This window comes from Pseudoalteromonas sp. MBR-15 (genome assembly GCF_053628915.1).
The window spans coordinates 245,996-263,470 of record NZ_JBRJHH010000006.1 but is presented as its reverse complement, the minus strand read 5'-3'; the positions used below and the strand labels follow the sequence as shown (position 1 = coordinate 263,470).

General features: G+C 42.0%; 17 protein-coding genes. 3 read left to right on the top strand and 14 right to left on the bottom strand.

Annotated features, from left to right (window positions below; translation table 11 throughout):
• Window position 1: 1 nt before the first annotated feature.
• The 9 genes from ACSSVW_RS10685 to glyA all read right to left on the bottom strand — a co-directional run bounded on the left by ACSSVW_RS10685 (window position 2) and on the right by glyA (window position 7,396).
• The gene (locus ACSSVW_RS10685) at window positions 2–487 is read right to left on the bottom strand and encodes a phosphatidylglycerophosphatase A family protein (RefSeq protein WP_036966334.1); all 486 of its coding nucleotides are present in this window, start codon (window positions 485–487) and stop codon (window positions 2–4) included.
• Entirely contained in the window at window positions 484–1,458 is a 975-nt protein-coding gene (thiL, locus tag ACSSVW_RS10680; protein WP_036966332.1) for a thiamine-phosphate kinase, read from the bottom strand. Before thiL ends, ACSSVW_RS10685 begins: the two co-directional genes overlap by 4 nt.
• Window positions 1,459–1,502: 44 nt before the next feature.
• On the bottom strand, window positions 1,503–1,913 hold the full coding sequence (nusB, locus tag ACSSVW_RS10675; RefSeq protein ID WP_036966330.1) for a transcription antitermination factor NusB: 411 nt from the start codon (window positions 1,911–1,913) through the stop codon (window positions 1,503–1,505).
• 15 nt (window positions 1,914–1,928) lie between these two features.
• Entirely contained in the window at window positions 1,929–2,393 is a 465-nt protein-coding gene (gene ribH / locus ACSSVW_RS10670) for a 6,7-dimethyl-8-ribityllumazine synthase (protein WP_036966328.1), read from the bottom strand.
• A gap of 230 nt (window positions 2,394–2,623) precedes the next feature.
• Window positions 2,624–3,739 carry a bifunctional 3,4-dihydroxy-2-butanone-4-phosphate synthase/GTP cyclohydrolase II gene (ribBA, locus tag ACSSVW_RS10665; protein WP_065979732.1) on the bottom strand — a complete coding sequence of 372 codons (1,116 nt, stop codon included), beginning with the start codon at window positions 3,737–3,739 and terminating at the stop codon, window positions 2,624–2,626.
• 42 nt (window positions 3,740–3,781) lie between these two features.
• Window positions 3,782–4,435: a riboflavin synthase gene (locus ACSSVW_RS10660; protein WP_036966322.1), complete on the bottom strand. Its 654-nt coding sequence runs from the start codon at window positions 4,433–4,435 to the stop codon at window positions 3,782–3,784.
• A gap of 4 nt (window positions 4,436–4,439) precedes the next feature.
• Window positions 4,440–5,579, bottom strand: coding sequence for a bifunctional diaminohydroxyphosphoribosylaminopyrimidine deaminase/5-amino-6-(5-phosphoribosylamino)uracil reductase RibD (gene ribD / locus ACSSVW_RS10655; RefSeq protein ID WP_036966319.1), 1,140 nt, complete (start codon window positions 5,577–5,579; stop codon window positions 4,440–4,442).
• Window positions 5,580–5,581: 2 nt separating this feature from the next.
• Entirely contained in the window at window positions 5,582–6,031 is a 450-nt protein-coding gene (gene nrdR, locus ACSSVW_RS10650; RefSeq protein WP_036966316.1) for a transcriptional regulator NrdR, read from the bottom strand.
• A gap of 108 nt (window positions 6,032–6,139) precedes the next feature.
• Complete coding sequence (glyA, locus tag ACSSVW_RS10645; protein ID WP_036966312.1) at window positions 6,140–7,396, bottom strand: serine hydroxymethyltransferase; 1,257 nt, start codon at window positions 7,394–7,396, stop codon at window positions 6,140–6,142.
• Window positions 7,397–7,690: 294 nt separating this feature from the next.
• Between glyA and ACSSVW_RS10640 the strand changes: the two genes are divergently transcribed.
• Window positions 7,691–8,059, top strand: a complete 369-nt coding sequence (locus ACSSVW_RS10640; protein ID WP_036966310.1) for a hypothetical protein — start codon at window positions 7,691–7,693, stop codon at window positions 8,057–8,059.
• 35 nt (window positions 8,060–8,094) lie between these two features.
• Here the strand turns inward: ACSSVW_RS10640 and thrC are convergent, their stop codons facing one another.
• The 4 genes from thrC to ACSSVW_RS10620 form a co-directional block, all read right to left on the bottom strand.
• The gene (gene thrC / locus ACSSVW_RS10635) at window positions 8,095–9,378 is read right to left on the bottom strand and encodes a threonine synthase (RefSeq protein WP_065979731.1); all 1,284 of its coding nucleotides are present in this window, start codon (window positions 9,376–9,378) and stop codon (window positions 8,095–8,097) included.
• An 18-nt stretch (window positions 9,379–9,396) separates the two neighbouring features.
• Window positions 9,397–10,323, bottom strand: a complete 927-nt coding sequence (gene thrB / locus ACSSVW_RS10630) for a homoserine kinase (RefSeq protein WP_074988905.1) — start codon at window positions 10,321–10,323, stop codon at window positions 9,397–9,399.
• 9 nt (window positions 10,324–10,332) lie between these two features.
• Window positions 10,333–12,750 (bottom strand): bifunctional aspartate kinase/homoserine dehydrogenase I, encoded by a 2,418-nt coding sequence (thrA, locus tag ACSSVW_RS10625; protein ID WP_075594057.1) that lies wholly within the window; start codon window positions 12,748–12,750, stop codon window positions 10,333–10,335.
• 228 nt (window positions 12,751–12,978) lie between these two features.
• Entirely contained in the window at window positions 12,979–13,353 is a 375-nt protein-coding gene (locus ACSSVW_RS10620) for a response regulator (protein ID WP_036966301.1), read from the bottom strand.
• Between the two features lie 235 nt (window positions 13,354–13,588).
• Between ACSSVW_RS10620 and ACSSVW_RS10615 the strand changes: the two genes are divergently transcribed.
• Both ACSSVW_RS10615 and rdgC read left to right on the top strand, forming a co-directional pair.
• Window positions 13,589–15,352, top strand: a complete 1,764-nt coding sequence (locus ACSSVW_RS10615) for a sensor histidine kinase (RefSeq protein WP_036966299.1) — start codon at window positions 13,589–13,591, stop codon at window positions 15,350–15,352.
• 90 nt (window positions 15,353–15,442) lie between these two features.
• Window positions 15,443–16,351, top strand: coding sequence for a recombination-associated protein RdgC (rdgC, locus tag ACSSVW_RS10610; RefSeq protein ID WP_036966297.1), 909 nt, complete (start codon window positions 15,443–15,445; stop codon window positions 16,349–16,351).
• Window positions 16,352–16,406: 55 nt separating this feature from the next.
• On the opposite strand, the gene ACSSVW_RS10605 is transcribed toward rdgC, so the two are convergent.
• The gene (locus ACSSVW_RS10605; RefSeq protein WP_036966295.1) at window positions 16,407–17,249 is read right to left on the bottom strand and encodes an HDOD domain-containing protein; all 843 of its coding nucleotides are present in this window, start codon (window positions 17,247–17,249) and stop codon (window positions 16,407–16,409) included.
• Window positions 17,250–17,475 lie beyond the last annotated feature (226 nt).

Here is a 17,475-nt window from a genome sequence, read left to right as displayed (position 1 = left end):
CTTAAAAAGGTAAAAGGCCACTTTTAAACAAAGCTTGAACACAAATCAATGAAAATACACCTGCTAGAATATCATCAGCCATGATGCCCAGACCACCATGTAAACGTCTATCAAGAATACGTATTGGGCCTGGTTTAGCGATATCAAAAAAACGGAACAATAAAAAACCAACTAACAGTGACTGCCAACTGAGAGCAGCACCAATCATGGTGATATAATAACCAGCTACTTCGTCCCATACAATGGCAGGATGATCATGTACCCCTAAGTCATCAGCTGTTTTACCGCATGCCCAAATACCAAACACACTAATCACCACAGCAAACACAATTTGCAACCACAGTGGAAAGTACATTGTAGTAAAAATTAGTGGCAACGCAGCAAAAGTACCAAATGTACCCGGCGCTTTAGGCGCTAAACCTAAACCGAAACCCAAACCAAAAAATTGATGTGGACGTTTTAAATTGAATAAACGGTTACTGCTCAAACCGGCTCCTTCGTAAAATGCTGAAATCCTTTACCTTGATAGTTAAATTTTTCACCATCAAGTAAAAGTTCAATTTCGCCTACGCCATTTTTGATTTGTCCAATACAACTGGCTTCAACGCCATACTGACGAAGCTTCATATCCACCATGCTTTTGTTACTTTCTGGCACAGTGAAAAGTAGTTCGTAATCGTCACCATAATTTAAAATATAATCAAACTGCTCAGCACGCGGAATTGACGCATTCACGGCGTCAGACACCGGAACTTTATCAACATTTATAACCGCGCTTACTTGAGAAAGCGCTAAAATATGCCCTAAGTCAGCCAACAAGCCATCGGAGATATCGATTGCAGCAGATGCTGCACCACGCAATACTTGTCCTGCGGCAACACGAGGAGCGGGGTAATCAAAGCGATTATTTAAATACGATAAATGCTCTGGTGCGATATTGAAACCTTGCTTGCGCGCTTCAATCGCCACACCTGCATCACCTAAGGGGCCTGTCACGTAAATCCAATCACCCACTTTTGCACCACTGCGACGCAGAGCTTTGCCTTGCGGTACGATACCTTTTGCACAAATAGTAATGGTGAGAGGCCCTTGCGTGGTGTCTCCCCCTATAATTTGCACATTAAAGTATTCGGCAATTTCATGCATCCCTTCAGTGAACTCTTCAAGCCATTCAACGTTTGCTTCTGGCAAAGTTAAACCAACCGAAATCCACGTAGGCTCTGCACCCATCGCCGCTAAATCACTTAAGTTGACGGCCAGTGCTCGATGTCCAAGTGCACGAGGAGAGATATCATCAAAAAAGTGAACTCCTGCAACTAGGGTATCAGTTGTCACGGCTAACTGACAGTTTTCAGGCACGGTGACCAACGCACAATCGTCACCTATTCCAAGGTTTACATCACGGCGGATAATACCGCGACCTTTAAAGTAACGATTGATTAATTCAAATTCCTTCATACACAAAAAAGCCGGCCCAAGCCGGCTCTCCTCTACGGGGTTACTTACTTACGCAGTTCTTTAACTGCTTTATCAAGTACACCGTTGACAAATTTATGACTGTCTTCAGCACCAAACATTTTCGCAAGCTCAATACCTTCATTGATTGCTACTTTATAAGGTACGTCTTCACGGAACTTAAGCTCATAGGCAGACAGACGTAAAATTGCTTTTTCGACCATATCTAACTCATCAGCAGGGCGTGCTAAATGTGGTGCAACAATCTCATCAAGTTGCTTACAGTTAACAACAACACCACGTGCTAGGTCTTTGAAATATTCGACGTCGATTTTAGTCACATCATTTTCAATTAACATTTGCTGTTCGATATCAGCAATTGGGTTGGCACTTAACTGCCAAGAATATACGGCCTGAAGTGCTAAGATGCGTGCTTTACGTCTTGCTGCTGGTTTCACAGAGATTCCTTAAACTTAAATTTTGTCTAACACATTAACCATTTCGAGCGCGCCTAAAGCAGCTTCGCCGCCTTTATTGCCCATTTTGGTGCCTGCGCGTTCGATTGCTTGTTCAATGCTTTCAGTGGTTAATACGCCAAATGCAACCGGGATATCGTACTCAAGTGATACTTGTGCAAGACCTTTGTTTGATTCGCCAGCGACTAAATCAAAGTGTGGTGTACCACCTCTGATCACGACACCGAGGGCGATGATTGCATCATGTTCTTTCTTTGCTGCAACGCGTTTCGCTGCTAAAGGTAATTCAACGGCACCTGGTACGTAAACAACAGTAATGTCGTCGTCAGATACACCACCTGTGCGCTTAAGCTCATCAACAGCACCTGCTAAAAGGCTGCTACCAATAAAGTCATTAAAGCGTGAAATGACAATGGCAAATTTTTTGCCCGGTGCGTATTTGTTACCTTCAATAATTTTCATTTAATAACCCTAAAAAATAAGTTTAAGCGGTTGCGATTGCGCAAAAATTACGGCGCATAATACCACAAAAATATAAAAGTCGCCTAGTTAACCTGAACTCTGGATAATAAATCTATCTCCAGCGGTTACTTTTAACGCTTACTGCCTTGAATTTACATGCAATAGGCCAAGAATACCTTGGCCTTAAAATTAGCTTGCTAGTAAAATTTGTTAACTAAGCTGTGCGTTAATTAAGACTGCGGCTCAACGTAATCAACCACTTCTAAGTGGAAACCAGACAATGCATGATACTTCTTCGGACGACTCATCAAGCGCATTTTCTCAATGCCAAGGTCTGCTAAAATTTGTGACCCCACACCCACTGTGCGTGACGTGCCTTGGAATTTACGATGACTGACATTTTCACCCGCATCTTCTGCTGCAAATGCTTTGACCGTTGCTTCAAGATCTTCGGTTGATTCTTGTTTACCTAAGATAACCAATACGCCGTTATGCTCAGCAATATAGGCCATTGCATCTGATAAACTCCAGCTACGATCTGCGCTGCGGTCTGACAGTAAAATATCGTTAAACGTACTTTGTAAGTGAACACGTACTAACGTAGCGTCATCTTTCGATACGTCGCCTTTTTGCAATGCATAGTGGAGCTGACCATCAATGGTGTCTTTATACGTTACTAAATCGAATTCACCGTGATCGGTTGGCAACTTACATTTTGCAACACGTTCAATGGTGGTTTCGTTTAGATTTCTGTACTCGATTAAATCAGCAATTGTACCAATCTTCAGACCATGCTCTTTAGCAAACACTTCAAGGTCGGGACGACGGGCCATGGTGCCATCGGCATTGAGAATTTCAACAATAACAGAAGAAGGCTCAAGACCAGCCAAGCGCGCTAAATCACAGCCCGCTTCAGTGTGACCCGCACGGGTAAGAACGCCGCCAGGTTGTGCCATAATAGGGAAAATATGACCCGGCTGTACGATATCGCTTGGCACAGCTCCTTTCGCGATGGCCGCTTGCACTGTGCGTGCACGGTCAGCAGCTGAAATACCGGTTGTTACGCCTTTTGCAGCTTCAATCGACATTGTAAAGTTTGTTGAGAAAGCCGCTCCGTTATTTTTAACCATTAACGGTAATTCTAACTGCTGACAACGCTCTTGAGTCATGGTTAAACAAATTAAACCACGACCATGCGTTGCCATAAAATTGATAGCATCTGCACTTATGTGCTCTGCTGCGATAATTAAATCGCCTTCATTTTCTCTATCTTCATCGTCCATTAAAATAACCATTTTACCGGCTTTAATGTCATCGATAATTTCTTGCGCGCTGTGTAAATTCATAATGTGCCCATGAGAGTATGATTAATAATGACGTATCTTCGCTTATTTAATAAAACCAGCTTGCGCTAACAAGCTCATAGATATGTCTGAACGGGAAGGTTGTTCAGCCCCTTTGATCAGGCGCTCTAAGTAGCGAGCAATTTGATCAACTTCTAAGTTAACCTGCGTGCCCACTTGAAATTCTGCAATCGTCGTTTGCTCAGCGGTGTGTGGAACAATGGTCAGCTTGAAGCGATTTTGCTCGACCTCATTCACCGTTAAACTAATTCCATCAATACATACCGACCCTTTATACGGTATGTATTTCATTAAATTATGGTCGGTACTTAGCCAGTACTCTGTTGCTCTGGCATTGGCGGTAATGCTTTCAACTGTCGCGATGCCATCAACATGGCCTGACACTAAATGCCCACCAAGGCGAGAAATTGGCTGCATGGCCTTTTCTAGATTCACGGTTTGGCCTTTTTTATAGTGCGCAAACCCTGTCAGGCTAATGGTTTCATTTGATAAATCAGCACTGAAGCCATCGCTATGTTTAGTAACCACTGTTAAGCACACACCATTTGTTGCAATACTGTCGCCTAGTTTTACGTCTTTCATATCCAAATCATTACTTTGAATACGAATAGCGAGATCACCTTGTTTTTGTGTTAATTCAACAATTTTACCTGTTGCTTCAATTATTCCAGTAAACATAATGCTACTCTTTATCTTCAGTGTGTGTGGCTTGCTTTGCTTTGTACGCTGTTAAGCGGATATCGTCGCCAATTATCTGTGTATCGGTAAACGTTAATTGAGTGACATCACCCATGGCTGTTACTTCTGCAAAGTTTAGTAAGCTTTTGCCCATATCACCTATTAACTTTGGGGCAATATAAACAATGTATTCGTCTATTAGGTCTTGCTGTGCAAAAGCGCCCGCTAGGGTTGCTCCTGCTTCAAGCCAAATATGATTAAATTGTAATTCGGCTAACCGTGCTAAAACGGCCGATAAATCAACTTTATTCTTGTTAGCTGCCACCACTTCGTGTTTTACAAAATGTGGCCATTGCTGCTGATTATCAAGCTGTGTTGTGAAAATAATCACCGGACTCTCAATACTAAATAAAGCGAGATCTGGGGTGAGTCTGTTTTGCGAATCGATAATCACACGTGTTGGCTGACGTATCGGCAATGATGTTGGCATTGCAAATGGCAGCTCTTCAGTACGCACATTTAATTTGGCGTTATCACTGATAACGGTATCTGCACCACTCAAAATTGCGCAGCTTTGTGCGCGAAATGCTTGAACGTCTTGGCGTGCTTGCGGACCCGTGATCCATTTACTTTGGCCGTTATTAAGTGCCGTTTTTCCATCTAAACTACAGGCCATTTTACAGGTAACAAAAGGCAACCCTGTTTCCATTCGCTTCAAAAAGCCTTTGTTTAAATCGCGCGCCTGTTGCTCAAGTAACCCAGAGGCAACGTCAATACCTGCATCAGCTAATATTTGTAAGCCACGGCCACTGACTGCTGGATTTGGGTCTACCATTGCAGCAATCACTTTACTCACACCGGCCGCTTTTAGGCCTTCAGCACAGGGCGGAGTACGACCATAATGACTGCAAGGTTCAAGCGTCACATAGGCTGTTGCCCCTTTGGCATTATCGCCAGCAACGGCCAGTGCATTCACCTCGGCATGACCCTGCCCGGCAAGTTGATGAAAACCCTCACCAACTATATGGCCGTCTTTAACAAGTACACAACCCACATTAGGGTTTGGCGTCGTGGTAAAACGGCCCTGTTTGGCAAGCTCAATAGCGCGTGCCATATAAATGCTATCAAGTTCAGTGAACGACATGCTTAATCACCTAAACGGGCAATTTCTTCGCCAAACTCACGAATATCTTCAAATGAGCGATATACTGAGGCAAACCTAACATAAGCTACTTTATCAAGCTTTTTGAGCGATTCCATAATACACTCGCCGATTAAATGGCTTGAGATTTCACGCTCTCCGGTAGCACGTAGCTGTGATTTAATCACGTTAACGACTTCTTCGATTTGCTCTGTACTCACTGGGCGTTTTTCTAATGCGCGGTGCAGACCATTTAATAATTTGTCTTCGTTAAAAGGCTCTCGACTACCGTCTTGCTTTATCACCCTTGGCATAACAAGTTCAGCACCTTCAAAGGTGGTAAAACGCTCGTGACATTCGTTGCATTCGCGACGGCGTCTAACTTGGTGACCACCGCCAACAAGTCGTGAATCGATTACTTTAGTATCTTTTGCTGTGCAAAAAGGGCAATGCATAAGGTTAAACTTCCGTTTATAAAAAACAAAAAAAGACCGCTTAATAAGCGGCCTTTATAATAGCAAAAAACAACACTATTGTTATCTTAATTACGGTTTAACCAGCAATTAAGCGTAAACAGGTAGTTTTTTACAGATTGCTTTAACTTTCTCTTTTACTTCTGCTTGTACTGATGCATCGTTGATGTTGTCTAGTACGTCACAGATCCAGCCAGCAAGTTCTTTAGACTCAGCTTCTTTGAAACCACGGCGCGTAATTGCCGGAGAACCAATACGAAGACCCGACGTTACAAACGGTGAACGTGGGTCATTTGGTACTGAGTTTTTGTTTACTGTGATGTTTGCATTACCAAGGGCAGCGTCAGCATCTTTACCTGTGATATCTTTATCAATTAGGTCTAGAAGGAATAAGTGGTTGTCTGTTTTACCAGAAACAACTTTATAGCCACGCTCTTGTAACACTTCAACCATTGCTTGTGCGTTTTTAACCACTTGCGCTTGGTATGTTTTGAATTCAGGCTGTAATGCTTCTTTAAACGCAACCGCTTTAGCAGCGATGATGTGACATAAAGGACCACCTTGGCCACCCGGGAATACGGCGCTGTTAAGCTTTTTATAGATCTCTTCATCACCACACGCAGAAACAATTAGACCACCACGAGGACCCGCTAGTGTTTTATGAGTTGTTGTTGTAACAACATGCGCGTGAGGGATTGGGCTTGGGTATACGCCAGCCGCAATAAGACCTGCAACGTGTGCCATATCTACGAATAAGTACGCATCCACTTTATCAGCGATTTCACGGAACTTAGCCCAATCAACGATACCTGAGTATGCAGAGAAACCCGCAATGATCATTTTTGGTTTGTGCTCTAGTGCTAGCGCTTCAACTTGAGCGTAATCAATTTCGCCCGTTTCTTCATTTAGGCCATATTGAATTGCGTTGTACGTTTTACCAGAAAAGTTAACGTGTGAACCATGCGTTAAGTGGCCACCATGAGCTAAGCTCATACCTAGTACGGTGTCATGTGGCTGAAGAAGCGCTTGGAAAACAGCCGCATTAGCTTGTGAACCAGCGTGCGGTTGTACGTTTGCGTAGTCTGTGCCGAATAACTCGTTTGCACGGTCAATTGCTAATTGTTCAACAACGTCAACGTGCTCACAACCGCCATAGTAACGTTTGCCTGGATAACCTTCAGCATATTTGTTTGTAAGCTGAGAACCCTGTGCTTCTAGCACGCGTGGGCTACAGTAGTTTTCAGACGCGATCAGTTCGATGTGCTCTTCTTGACGAGCCGTCTCTTTAGTGATGGCTGCAAATAACTCTGGATCGAAATCCGAAATATTCATGCTACGTTCTAACATGGGGTCTCCTAAGGCAACGTGTATGGTGTTTTTTTGAAGGCTATATTGTACGCTGAAAACGCACATTTGCCTATCGTGTAAAGATGAACATATTTAAACAGGGATTGAATTTATTTCACAGTGTTTTAATAATGATATTTTTTTATTGATACATAACGAAAATTTATGAATTTAAAATATTACATAGGTTTTTAAAATGTCATTTGCATAAAAAATAGCACACAGGCATTGCTTTTTACTATTTTCAAACTACCCTAATAGTCTTAATAAATATCAAGGATGGTATAAAATCTCATGTTAGCAAAACCTCTTTACGAAGCCGCCCCCTATGGCTACTTTATCCTCGGCATTAGTTGCATCACATTAGCGAATAATGTGGTGCCTACAGTCATCGGTATCGTACTCTTTTTACTGGGTGCAAATATTTGGCGAATGCGCTCAAATGCAAGACGCACAGATCATTCAAGTCAACGAGTAAATCAAAGAAAGCTCTATTATTACTATGAATTTAAACCATTTATTGTTTTTATTGCGGCATATACCTTGATCCAATGGACACAAAATGAACTTGTTTCAGTGATTGGCGTGTTACTGTGTATTACCGCTGTGGTGATTCTTGTGATGCGAATTTTAAACCGGCATAGTCATTCAATATTGCACTAAAAAAGAGCGGCTCAGCCGCTCTTTTTTATGGTTTTTTACGCCAGTTTTTTTAACAGCTCAGTACGCAAAAGCTGGTAATCACACACAATATCTTCTGCAAGACATTGCTTTGCTAACGCATCTGCTAAAGGCTTTGGCATCGGTAACTCAATCTCGAGTATTTCTTCCACGCTTTCTTTAAATTTAGCGGGGTGTGCCGTCGCTAAAAAGATACCCGCACTGCCCGGTGCAATGTTTTCTTTTAAGCCTTGGTATGCAATCGCAGTATGAGGCTCTGCAACATACCCTGTTTGATGAATTTTTTTCATCACCTCTTTGGTTGTCTCTTCATCGACACAGCTTGAATAAAAGTCATCATAACTAAACCATGCATTATCTAACATGTGCTGAACACGCGGCCAATTGTTTGGTTTACTCACATCCATCGCGTTCGATAACGATTCAATCGTTGCGTTAGGAGCCCACTCTTTATTTTGCAAGAAACGAGGCACCGTATCGTTTTGGTTGGTTGTTGCACTGAGTTTTGCCACTGGCATCCCTAGTACAGCGCCAATCATCGCAGCACACACGTTACCAAAGTTTCCACTTGGTACAGAGATATGCGCTTTAGCACGTTGCGCTTTTGGCAATTGCGCTATTGCTTCAAAGTAGTAACACACCTGTGCAACTAAACGACTGATGTTGATTGAATTCGCTGAGTTTAACCCTAGCTTTTCTTTTACTTCATCATCGAGAAACGCTTGTTTTACCATGCTTTGGCAATCATCAAAGCTGCCATCAACCGCATAGCAATGAATGTTGTTGCCTAACGTAGTGAATAGTTTTTGCTGTGCTAGCGAAATTTTGCCTTTCGGATATAGAATAACCACATCAATATTCGGTTTGTTGTAAAAGGCGTGCGCAACCGCAGCACCTGTGTCACCCGACGTTGCGGTTAGAATAGTAACTTTTTCTCCTTGGCTAAATTGTGCAAGACACTCTGCCATGAAACGCCCACCAAAATCTTTAAACGCTAATGTTGGCCCGTGAAAAAGCTCTAAACAGTAAATATCCTTTTCGACTTCAACAAGTTTTACATCAAAGTTAAACGCATTTTGTACCATCTCAGCAACGGTGTCTGCGGGTAATTCATCCCCAATCAAATGGGATAAGATTTTGCTACTGCGAGTAACAAAGTCCAAATCCAATAAAGCATCAATATCAGCAATAGGCGCCAAGCTATCTGGAAAGAAAACGCCTTGGTTACGACCCAAACCCGTTTTTACAGCTTCAATAAACGACACCTGTTGTGTTGCATCTTTTAAATTATGTAATTGCATTGTAGTTCCTTAAATTCTTTATAGCTGTCGCGTGCCAAGCTGATCAAGCTGGCAAATATGGCAAAAACCATGTTCATTAATGTAATTATCATTAAGCCATGCTGCGCATTGCTTAGCGGCTTCTAGACTTTTACACACTGTAAAAAGGGTGGGTCCAGCACCCGAAATACTCACAATCTCAGCGCCAAGTTCTGGTAAAGCATGCTTCGCCTCGCTAAACCCGTTTATAAGTGGCGCTCGGTGTGGCTCAGCAATTTCATCACGCATAATTGATAAGGCATCATCAAAACGCCCTGTCAGTAACAAACTGCTGAATGCAGACAATCTTTGTGCAAACTCAACACTGTCATGCATTGATAGTTGCGTGGGTAAAACCGAGCGAGCTTTTGCCGTATTAAGAGAAAAGCCAGGAAAAGCTGCCACGTAATACCAGCGCTCATCAACCGGTAACGCAATGGATTTATTGGGAATAAGATCGCCTGTTAACTGTAAACCACCTAGGTAACATGGCGTGATGTTATCGTAATGACGACCACCACTCACAATCGCCTCAAAATCAGCCATAAGTTCAATCAACTGCTCTTGCGATAAGTCAGTTTTAGCAAACTGATCAAGCGCAGCAAATGTAGCAACCACAGAACATGCACTTGACCCAAGCCCAGAACCGATTGGTAAGTTCTTTTTAAGCTCTAGTTTCACTGTGGGCATGGCCGGTGCAACATGCGCTTTAAAATGAATAAGGCACTGATAGGCAAGATTTTCTTCTGCGTTAGCTGGTAACTTACTAGCATACTCTCCTGAGCACACAAATGTGTCTTGCTCAGCTGCAGATACCTCAACCACATCACCAAGTAGGCTGCCATCAATAGGTGCCAATGCGGCACCTAAAGCATCAAATCCAACCGCAAAGTTACCGATAGAAGCCGGTGCGTAAATACGGATCATAACCTTCTCCTAGCGTGATAATGTTTTTAAGATATCAGCAAATACACCTGCGGCAGTCACTTCTGCACCCGCACCATAGCCACGGATAACAAACGGACGAGGCTGATAATATTGGCTAAGAATCGCCAGTGCATTTTCACCATCACGAATATCATAAAGTGCATGCTTACTATCAACCGCTTCAATACCTACTTTGCAGTGACCATTTTCAATAGTGCCAACATAACGCAGCACTTTACCTTCGCTTGCTGCACTTTGGATACGGTCATTAAAAGCAGCATCAAGACTGGGCAGTTTTTCCATAAACTCAGCAACCGAATCTCCCTCTGCAAACCCTGTTGGTAATACAGATTCAACTTCAATATCGCTTAACTCAAGTTCAAGTCCAGACTCACGCGCAATGATCAGCAGCTTTCTAGCAACATCGGTCCCCGATAAGTCATCACGTGGGTCTGGCTCAGTGAAGCCACTTTCTTTTGCCTTTACAGTTGCTTCGCTCAACGAGAGGCCATCTTGCAAAGCACCAAACATGTACGACAACGAGCCTGATAATATGCCGCTGAACTTAATAAGTTCATCACCCGCGCCAAATAATGACTTTAAATTATCAAGGACTGGTAAACCTGCCCCTACGTTGGTTTCGTATAAAAACTTACGGTTATTCTTTTGTGTCGCAGAAATCAAATCTTGATAGTACGCAAATGAGCTGGTATTTGCTTTTTTATTCGCAGCCACAACATGGAAACCAGCATTTAAGAAATCAACATACTGCGCGGCGAGTTTATCGGCTGAGCTACAATCAACAATAACAGGGTTGATTAAATGGTTTTGTTTCACAAATTGCTCAACGAGTTTTAAGTCAAAACCTTGCTCCGATATCGCTAATTTTTCTTGCCAATCACTAAAGGCAATACCGTCACTGTCGAGGTAGAGTTGTTTTGAGTTAGCAACACCGTACAAATTAAGCTTAATATTGCGCTTTTCAAGCCATGCTTGCTGGCGCTCAAGTTGCTGGATAAGCTCTTGGCCAACTAAACCACAGCCTAATAAGAACATATCGATTGATGGAATATGTGTAAAAAAGTTCTCGTGGCACACTTTCACAGCATCATTGCACAGCTCACCATCAATAACCGCAGAAATAGCACTCTCTGTTGAATCTTGGGCAATCGCCACAATGTTGACTTGCGCTTGCGCTAATGAAGCAAAGAATTTTGCTGCAAGACCCTTGTGCGCTCGCATATTGTCGCCCACTAGAGTAACAATCGCTAAATTACGTTGTACTTGAACGGGTTCAATAAGCCCAGCTTGCGACTCAAGTTCGAAAGCCGTTTGCAACGCTTCTAAAGCCAGCGCTAAATCACTTTCGTGAACACAAAAACTGATACTAAATTCACACGACGATTGTGTAATTAACACAATCGATACATTGTCATGAGCAAGGGCATTAAACACCTTAGATGCCATACCCACTTTACCTTTCATGCCGGGACCTGAGACCGTTAGCATTGCAAGGTTTTGTAAGCTTGATAATGCTTTAACCGGTTCTGATGATACGCTATCGTTACTGATCACAGAGCCTTCAGCGCGAGGGTTATGAGTATTTTTGATCTCGCAAGGTACGCCAGCTTTAGCACATGGCAAAATTGTTTTTGGGTGTAACACCTTGGCACCAAAGTAAGAAAGTTCCATCGCTTCTTTATAAGACAGCGAATCTACTTTAGAGGCTTTTTTGATATAACGCGGGTCCGCATTGTAAACACCGTCAACATCGGTCCAAATTTGACAAACATCGGCTTCTAAGCAGGCTGCAGCAATTGCTGCTGAATAATCAGAGCCATTACGGCCAAGTGTTGTAAGCTCGCCTTGCTCATTAGCCGCAGTAAAACCAGGCATGATGTAAATGGTACTTGGTGCTGCTTTTAATGCTTCACGAAAACGCAACTTACTCGCGGCTAAGTCTGCTTCTGCATCAATATATCCACCAACAGAAGCAATACAATCGGTTGCCTCAAGGTAGTGCGCATTACTCTCTTTTAACATACGCTGCATGAGCGCTACACTCACTCGCTCACCAAAGCTAATAACATAAGCTTTAACTTGGTCTGGGCAGCACGTTAATAATGCAACACCATCCAATTTATTTTTTAGGTCATTTAAATTAGGCCAATTATCAACTGCGCCAAACTCTGCTTCTACATCCGCCTTTAACTGCTCACAACGATTAACCAGTGCATGCCATAACTCACTATAATCACGCCCCTGCTCTGCTGCACTCGCTAGCGCAACGAGTGAATCAGTCATGCCGCCCGGTGCAGAAAGCACTAATAGCATTTCATCTTTAAGTTCTTGTTTGACTAACTGAGCTACCTGTTGCAAACATGCGAAGTCAGCCAAGGACGACCCGCCAAATTTTAATACTCGCATTATTTATGTTTCCTCATCCCATAAACGAAAAAAGGCCTGTGTTCTAGTGAACACAGGCCTTTAATTTTGTTGCACCGACCTATGCCACTATCCCGTAAGGATGATGGTTGTAATAATAATGGTCGTTGCGTGATTAAATGTTTTCATAGCCCCTAGACTGCCTTAAAAACAGCCAGTCTGTCAACCCTTAATAAAAAGATAAATTATGCAATTAGGTTATATAAAGACTTAATGAATACCAAATTTATGCAAAGTTGTTTTTAAGCGGACAAGTTCTATCGGCTTATCAATAAAATCAATGGCACCAAGTTTTGCGACTCGTTGCTTCATTTCTGTTTGAATATCCGCCGAAATAACCAACACAAAACACTCTATTTTTTCGGCTTTAATCGTTTCAAGTACAGCAACACCATCAACTTCTGGCATGGTTAAGTCGAGGCAAAGCAAATCAAAGTTTTGCTGCCGCAATAAAGCAAGTGCCTCACGGCCGTTACTGGCTTGTTTAATGTCGGCACTGATGCAGTCACCTAAACAGCGTACGACCTGTTTTCGGGCAACGTTTGAATCATCACAGACAAGCACTGAAAAATTAGAATTACTCATGAAATATACATCTTCGCTGTTGCAAACACAGCGTTAATAGAGGATAAATTAAAGATGACTAATTTTATATCACACTTTTTAAAAGGCAGTAAGGTCAAGTTTTTTCATGATTTAGTTACAATCTGTAAATGATCCCGTAAAAAAGGATATATTTATTTATTTTTAATCATTTATTAGCTAACTTTAGATTTAGCTGAATGTATTACAAATCTCACCAAGGAGCTATGGATAATCCATGCTACAAAAAAGCCTGTCAAAAAAATTATTAACCAGTGTGCTCTCGGTTTATTTTTTATTAACGTTTGTCGTTACGTGTGGGCAGGTTATTGCTGAGTACGTTAATACCAAGGATTACATTCGCGATGAATTAACCACGTTGCAAAAAACATTCAGTCGCAGCCTCACACGCGCCATTTGGGAGCTGAACACTAAGCAAACGATCACCACAGCTGAGGGGTTACTTGCGATCCCTATGATTGAAGGCATTATTGTGCGAGATGACAGTGGTGAAGTGTTATCACAATTAGGGCGCTCTTTAGACATACATGAGTTATACAGTCAGCAGCTAGTGCAAGAAGAGGCGATTATTGAAGACACCCCGTCAGGTTTATTTGGTTACACTTTCCCGCTGATTTTTGAGTTTTCAGGCAGAGCCACCCAAGTGGGTGATGTCACCCTATTTTCAAGCCGAGACGTCGTATTTAGCCGTATTATGATCTCGATTTATTTCTTAATCGGTAATGCGATGATCAAAACAACATTTTTGATCATCCTATTCTTAATTGCCTTTAGAAAACAGTTAACAGAACCCTTAGCCCAGCTCACAGAACAAATAGAAGATCTTGAACTCAATGATTTAGAAGGTCGCCATATCGACATTCAAACCAGTGAGCATAACGAATTAAAAGTGATGGAAGAGTCATTTAATCGCCTGATTGATAAAGTGGTACTGTACCGAGAAGAGCTTGAACATACACAAAAAGAATTACTGATAAGCAACGAAAAACTGGATCAACAAAACCTGCAATTAGAGCAGGAAGTCGCTCGTAAGACATCAAACTTGAGCCAAGCAATGATGGACTTACAGCAACAAAAATACGAGCTAGAAAAACAAAAGTTCACCTTAACTGAAGAAATCGATTTACGTAAACAAACCGAACAAGAGCTCATAACAAAGCAAACTGAACTACAGCGTTACCTTGATGAACTGAACATGGCCCAAGAGCGGTTAGTAGGCTCAGAGAAAATGGCCGCATTAGGGGGGCTTGTTGCCGGTATTACTCATGATGTGAACACCCCGATTGGTATTGGTGTTACAGCGACCTCTTTTTTACAAGAGCGCCTGAATCAAATTGAAGCAGCCTATAAAGACAAAACCCTTTCGCCGAAAGCATTAGAAGAGTTTATAAACGACGCAAAACAAAGCACCAGCTTATTAACCAGTAATTTAGACCGTGCTTCTGAGCTGGTCGCCAGCTTCAAACAAATCGCGGTAGACCAAGCCAGTGAAGCGGTGCGTACAATTAATTTTAAAGAGTATTTAGGCGAGGTGATCCGCTCGTTACACCCTAAACTTAAAAAAACATCGCACCATATAAACCTAGATTGCCCTGAAGACTTAACACTCAATTTACCTGCGGGGGCAATTAGTCAAATTTTCACTAACTTAATCATGAATTCACTCATTCACGGTTTCGAAGGCATAGAAAGCGGCATCATAGAGATTGTTATAAAAGAAGAAGACGATGAGGTTATCATCGACTTTAAAGATAACGGTAATGGTGTAACTCAAGAGCAGTTAGAAAAGCTATTTGACCCATTTTTTACTACCAAGCGCGACCAAGGCGGCAGCGGTTTAGGCACACACATTACTTTTAACTTAGTAAAACAAACGCTCAGTGGCGATATAGAAGTAACAAGCGAGCCTGGACAAGGCTTGCATTACCACATTAGTTTCCCTAAAAACATGCCAAAGCCACTTTCAATGTTTAATACATAAACAAAACCCCCTGATGCCGAAATCATTCATTTCGGCATCACTTTTTTATTGCTATGATTGGGCAAATTTAATGAAAGGATTAGCCTAATTATGTGGTTTAGTAACCTTATCTGTTACCGTTTTAAACAAGACGTATCATACAACCAAGAAGACTTCGATAAAGCCCTAGAACAAGACCTGTTTCGCTCATGTGGTGGTCAAGAGTTATCAACGTTTGGTTGGACCAAAGCCTTTGGTAAACATGGTCAAACCCTATCGCACTTTTCTCAAGATAGCATTTTAGTGTGCGCAAAACGTGAAGAAAAAGTATTACCCGCTGCGGTTATTAACGAACTGGTTGCTGAAAAAGTAGAGCAGATTGAAGCGGAAGAAAACCGCCCAGTTAAGAAAAAAGAAAAAGACGAACTAAAAGAAAATATTCTGCATACCCTACTTCCTCAAGCATTCAAAAAATCAAGCTTACAGTTTGCATTTATTGACCAAAAGAATGGCTGGGTTGTTGTTAACAGTGGTAGTTTTAACAAAGCCGAAGAACTTCTTGCCTTGTTACGTAAATCGTTAGGGTCGTTACCTGTAGTGCCCGCATTTGCAAACTATGATCTGGATGTGTTTCTAACCGATTGGCTAACACAATTTAATGCGCCTGAGGGGTTCGCTATTGGCAACGATGCAGAACTTGAAGAAGCAGACGATAGTGGCGCACAGGTTAAACTTAAAGGCCATGATTTATCGTGTGATGAAGTGAAATCGCACCTAGAAAATGGCAAGCGCGTGACTAAGCTTGCACTTGATTGGCAAGAGCGAGTTAAGTTCATGCTGCAAAACGATGGGTCAATAAAACGACTAAGCTACTCAGAAACACTTAAAGAAGAAAACGCCGATATCCCTAAAGAAGATATGGCCGTAAAATTAGATGCAGACTTCATTTTAGCATCTGAAGAAATTAAGCAATTACTTGAAGAACTAACTCAAGGATTAGGAGATGCAAGCGATTTATAATCAGCTTGTTGACACTAAAAGCGCAGATTAGTCGTAATCTGCGCTTTTTAATGCGTTATTCAGTAAACACCGCTTTTACATCATTTAACATGTCGTGATATTCATCTGAATTAAACATATCAAGTGACGAAATAACACCTTTATCTAAATAGGTCTGTAATGCTGAAGACTTATCTGATACTTGCAGGATCCCCTCTAAGATCGCGCCTATGCGAATAAAGTCAACATAGCAAATATGCTCAGGACGATAGTTAGGGTTTGCCCAGCTCTCAGCAACTTCAACAAATTCATCAGTGAAGCCCCACGCTCGCATAATAGCTCCCCCTACTTTGCCTCCCAATTTTTGAATTGCATGCGCAAGAAAGCTCGGGTTCGCAAATACTTCGGGGTGTTTTTCGGCTTCCGTTAAAATGGGTAACACGCCAATGTTATACACTAAAGCCGCTAGCGTAATGGTGTCGCGATTTAATGACGTCTTCTTATTATCACGTAGGAAAAAATCCATTAAGGTAATTGAGTGGCAAGCCACCTTCAGCGTTTTTTGCCACGCTTTGTCCATGTAGCCTTTAATCAACTCATTGTGCGATACAAACAGTTGCTCCATTGCCATGGCCGTTGCAATGTTTTTAATTTGCCGTAAACCTATCCGCGTTACAGCTTGGTGTAGGTTTGTCACCTTAACCGAGCGCCCCATAAAGGCACTGTTCGCCACCTTAATCATGCGGGCAGAAAGCGCGGGGTCGTGTGAAATCACATCGGCCATTTGCATCAAATTGACATTAGGATTGTCTGCAGCTTGTCTGACTTTTACAGCCACTTCAGGTAAAGTAGGCAACACTAGGGTGTCATTATTAATTCGGTCGACCAAAATGGTCAGTAGTGCATTTTCTGTTGACATATCTTTGCCATCCTCTTGAATTAGCTTGCTTTTATAAAACCAAACTAATGACTGACATTGTTAGATTAATTATTGTTTTAGTATTGTCTAAGTTAGCGCTAAAGTTAAGAAATTCACAGTAATAATCTACTTTTATATTTTAAGACACCGATTTAATTGCTTAAAATCACATACTGCGCAGTAAACTTGCCATTTATATGTTAGGTTTGCTTTAATGCTTACACAT

Bases quoted from the DNA above. Each gene is read 5' to 3' on its own strand.
- ACSSVW_RS10605 (WP_036966295.1), bottom strand. From the start codon at position 17,249: ATGTCAACAGAAAATGCACTACTGACCATTTTGGTCGACCGAATTAAT.
- thrB (WP_074988905.1), bottom strand. From the start codon at position 10,323: ATGATCCGTATTTACGCACCGGCTTCTATCGGTAACTTTGCGGTTGGA.
- ACSSVW_RS10620 (WP_036966301.1), bottom strand. From the start codon at position 13,353: ATGAGTAATTCTAATTTTTCAGTGCTTGTCTGTGATGATTCAAACGTT.
- ribBA (WP_065979732.1), bottom strand. From the start codon at position 3,739: ATGAATTTACACAGCGCGCAAGAAATTATCGATGACATTAAAGCCGGT.
- ACSSVW_RS10615 (WP_036966299.1), top strand. From the start codon at position 13,589: ATGCTACAAAAAAGCCTGTCAAAAAAATTATTAACCAGTGTGCTCTCG.
- thrC (WP_065979731.1), bottom strand. From the start codon at position 9,378: ATGCAATTACATAATTTAAAAGATGCAACACAACAGGTGTCGTTTATT.
- rdgC (WP_036966297.1), top strand. From the start codon at position 15,443: ATGTGGTTTAGTAACCTTATCTGTTACCGTTTTAAACAAGACGTATCA.
- glyA (WP_036966312.1), bottom strand. From the start codon at position 7,396: ATGTTAGAACGTAGCATGAATATTTCGGATTTCGATCCAGAGTTATTT.
- ACSSVW_RS10660 (WP_036966322.1), bottom strand. From the start codon at position 4,435: ATGTTTACTGGAATAATTGAAGCAACAGGTAAAATTGTTGAATTAACA.
- thrA (WP_075594057.1), bottom strand. From the start codon at position 12,750: ATGCGAGTATTAAAATTTGGCGGGTCGTCCTTGGCTGACTTCGCATGT.
- ACSSVW_RS10640 (WP_036966310.1), top strand. From the start codon at position 7,691: ATGTTAGCAAAACCTCTTTACGAAGCCGCCCCCTATGGCTACTTTATC.
- nrdR (WP_036966316.1), bottom strand. From the start codon at position 6,031: ATGCATTGCCCTTTTTGCACAGCAAAAGATACTAAAGTAATCGATTCA.
- thiL (WP_036966332.1), bottom strand. From the start codon at position 1,458: ATGAAGGAATTTGAATTAATCAATCGTTACTTTAAAGGTCGCGGTATT.
- ribH (WP_036966328.1), bottom strand. From the start codon at position 2,393: ATGAAAATTATTGAAGGTAACAAATACGCACCGGGCAAAAAATTTGCC.
- ribD (WP_036966319.1), bottom strand. From the start codon at position 5,579: ATGTCGTTCACTGAACTTGATAGCATTTATATGGCACGCGCTATTGAG.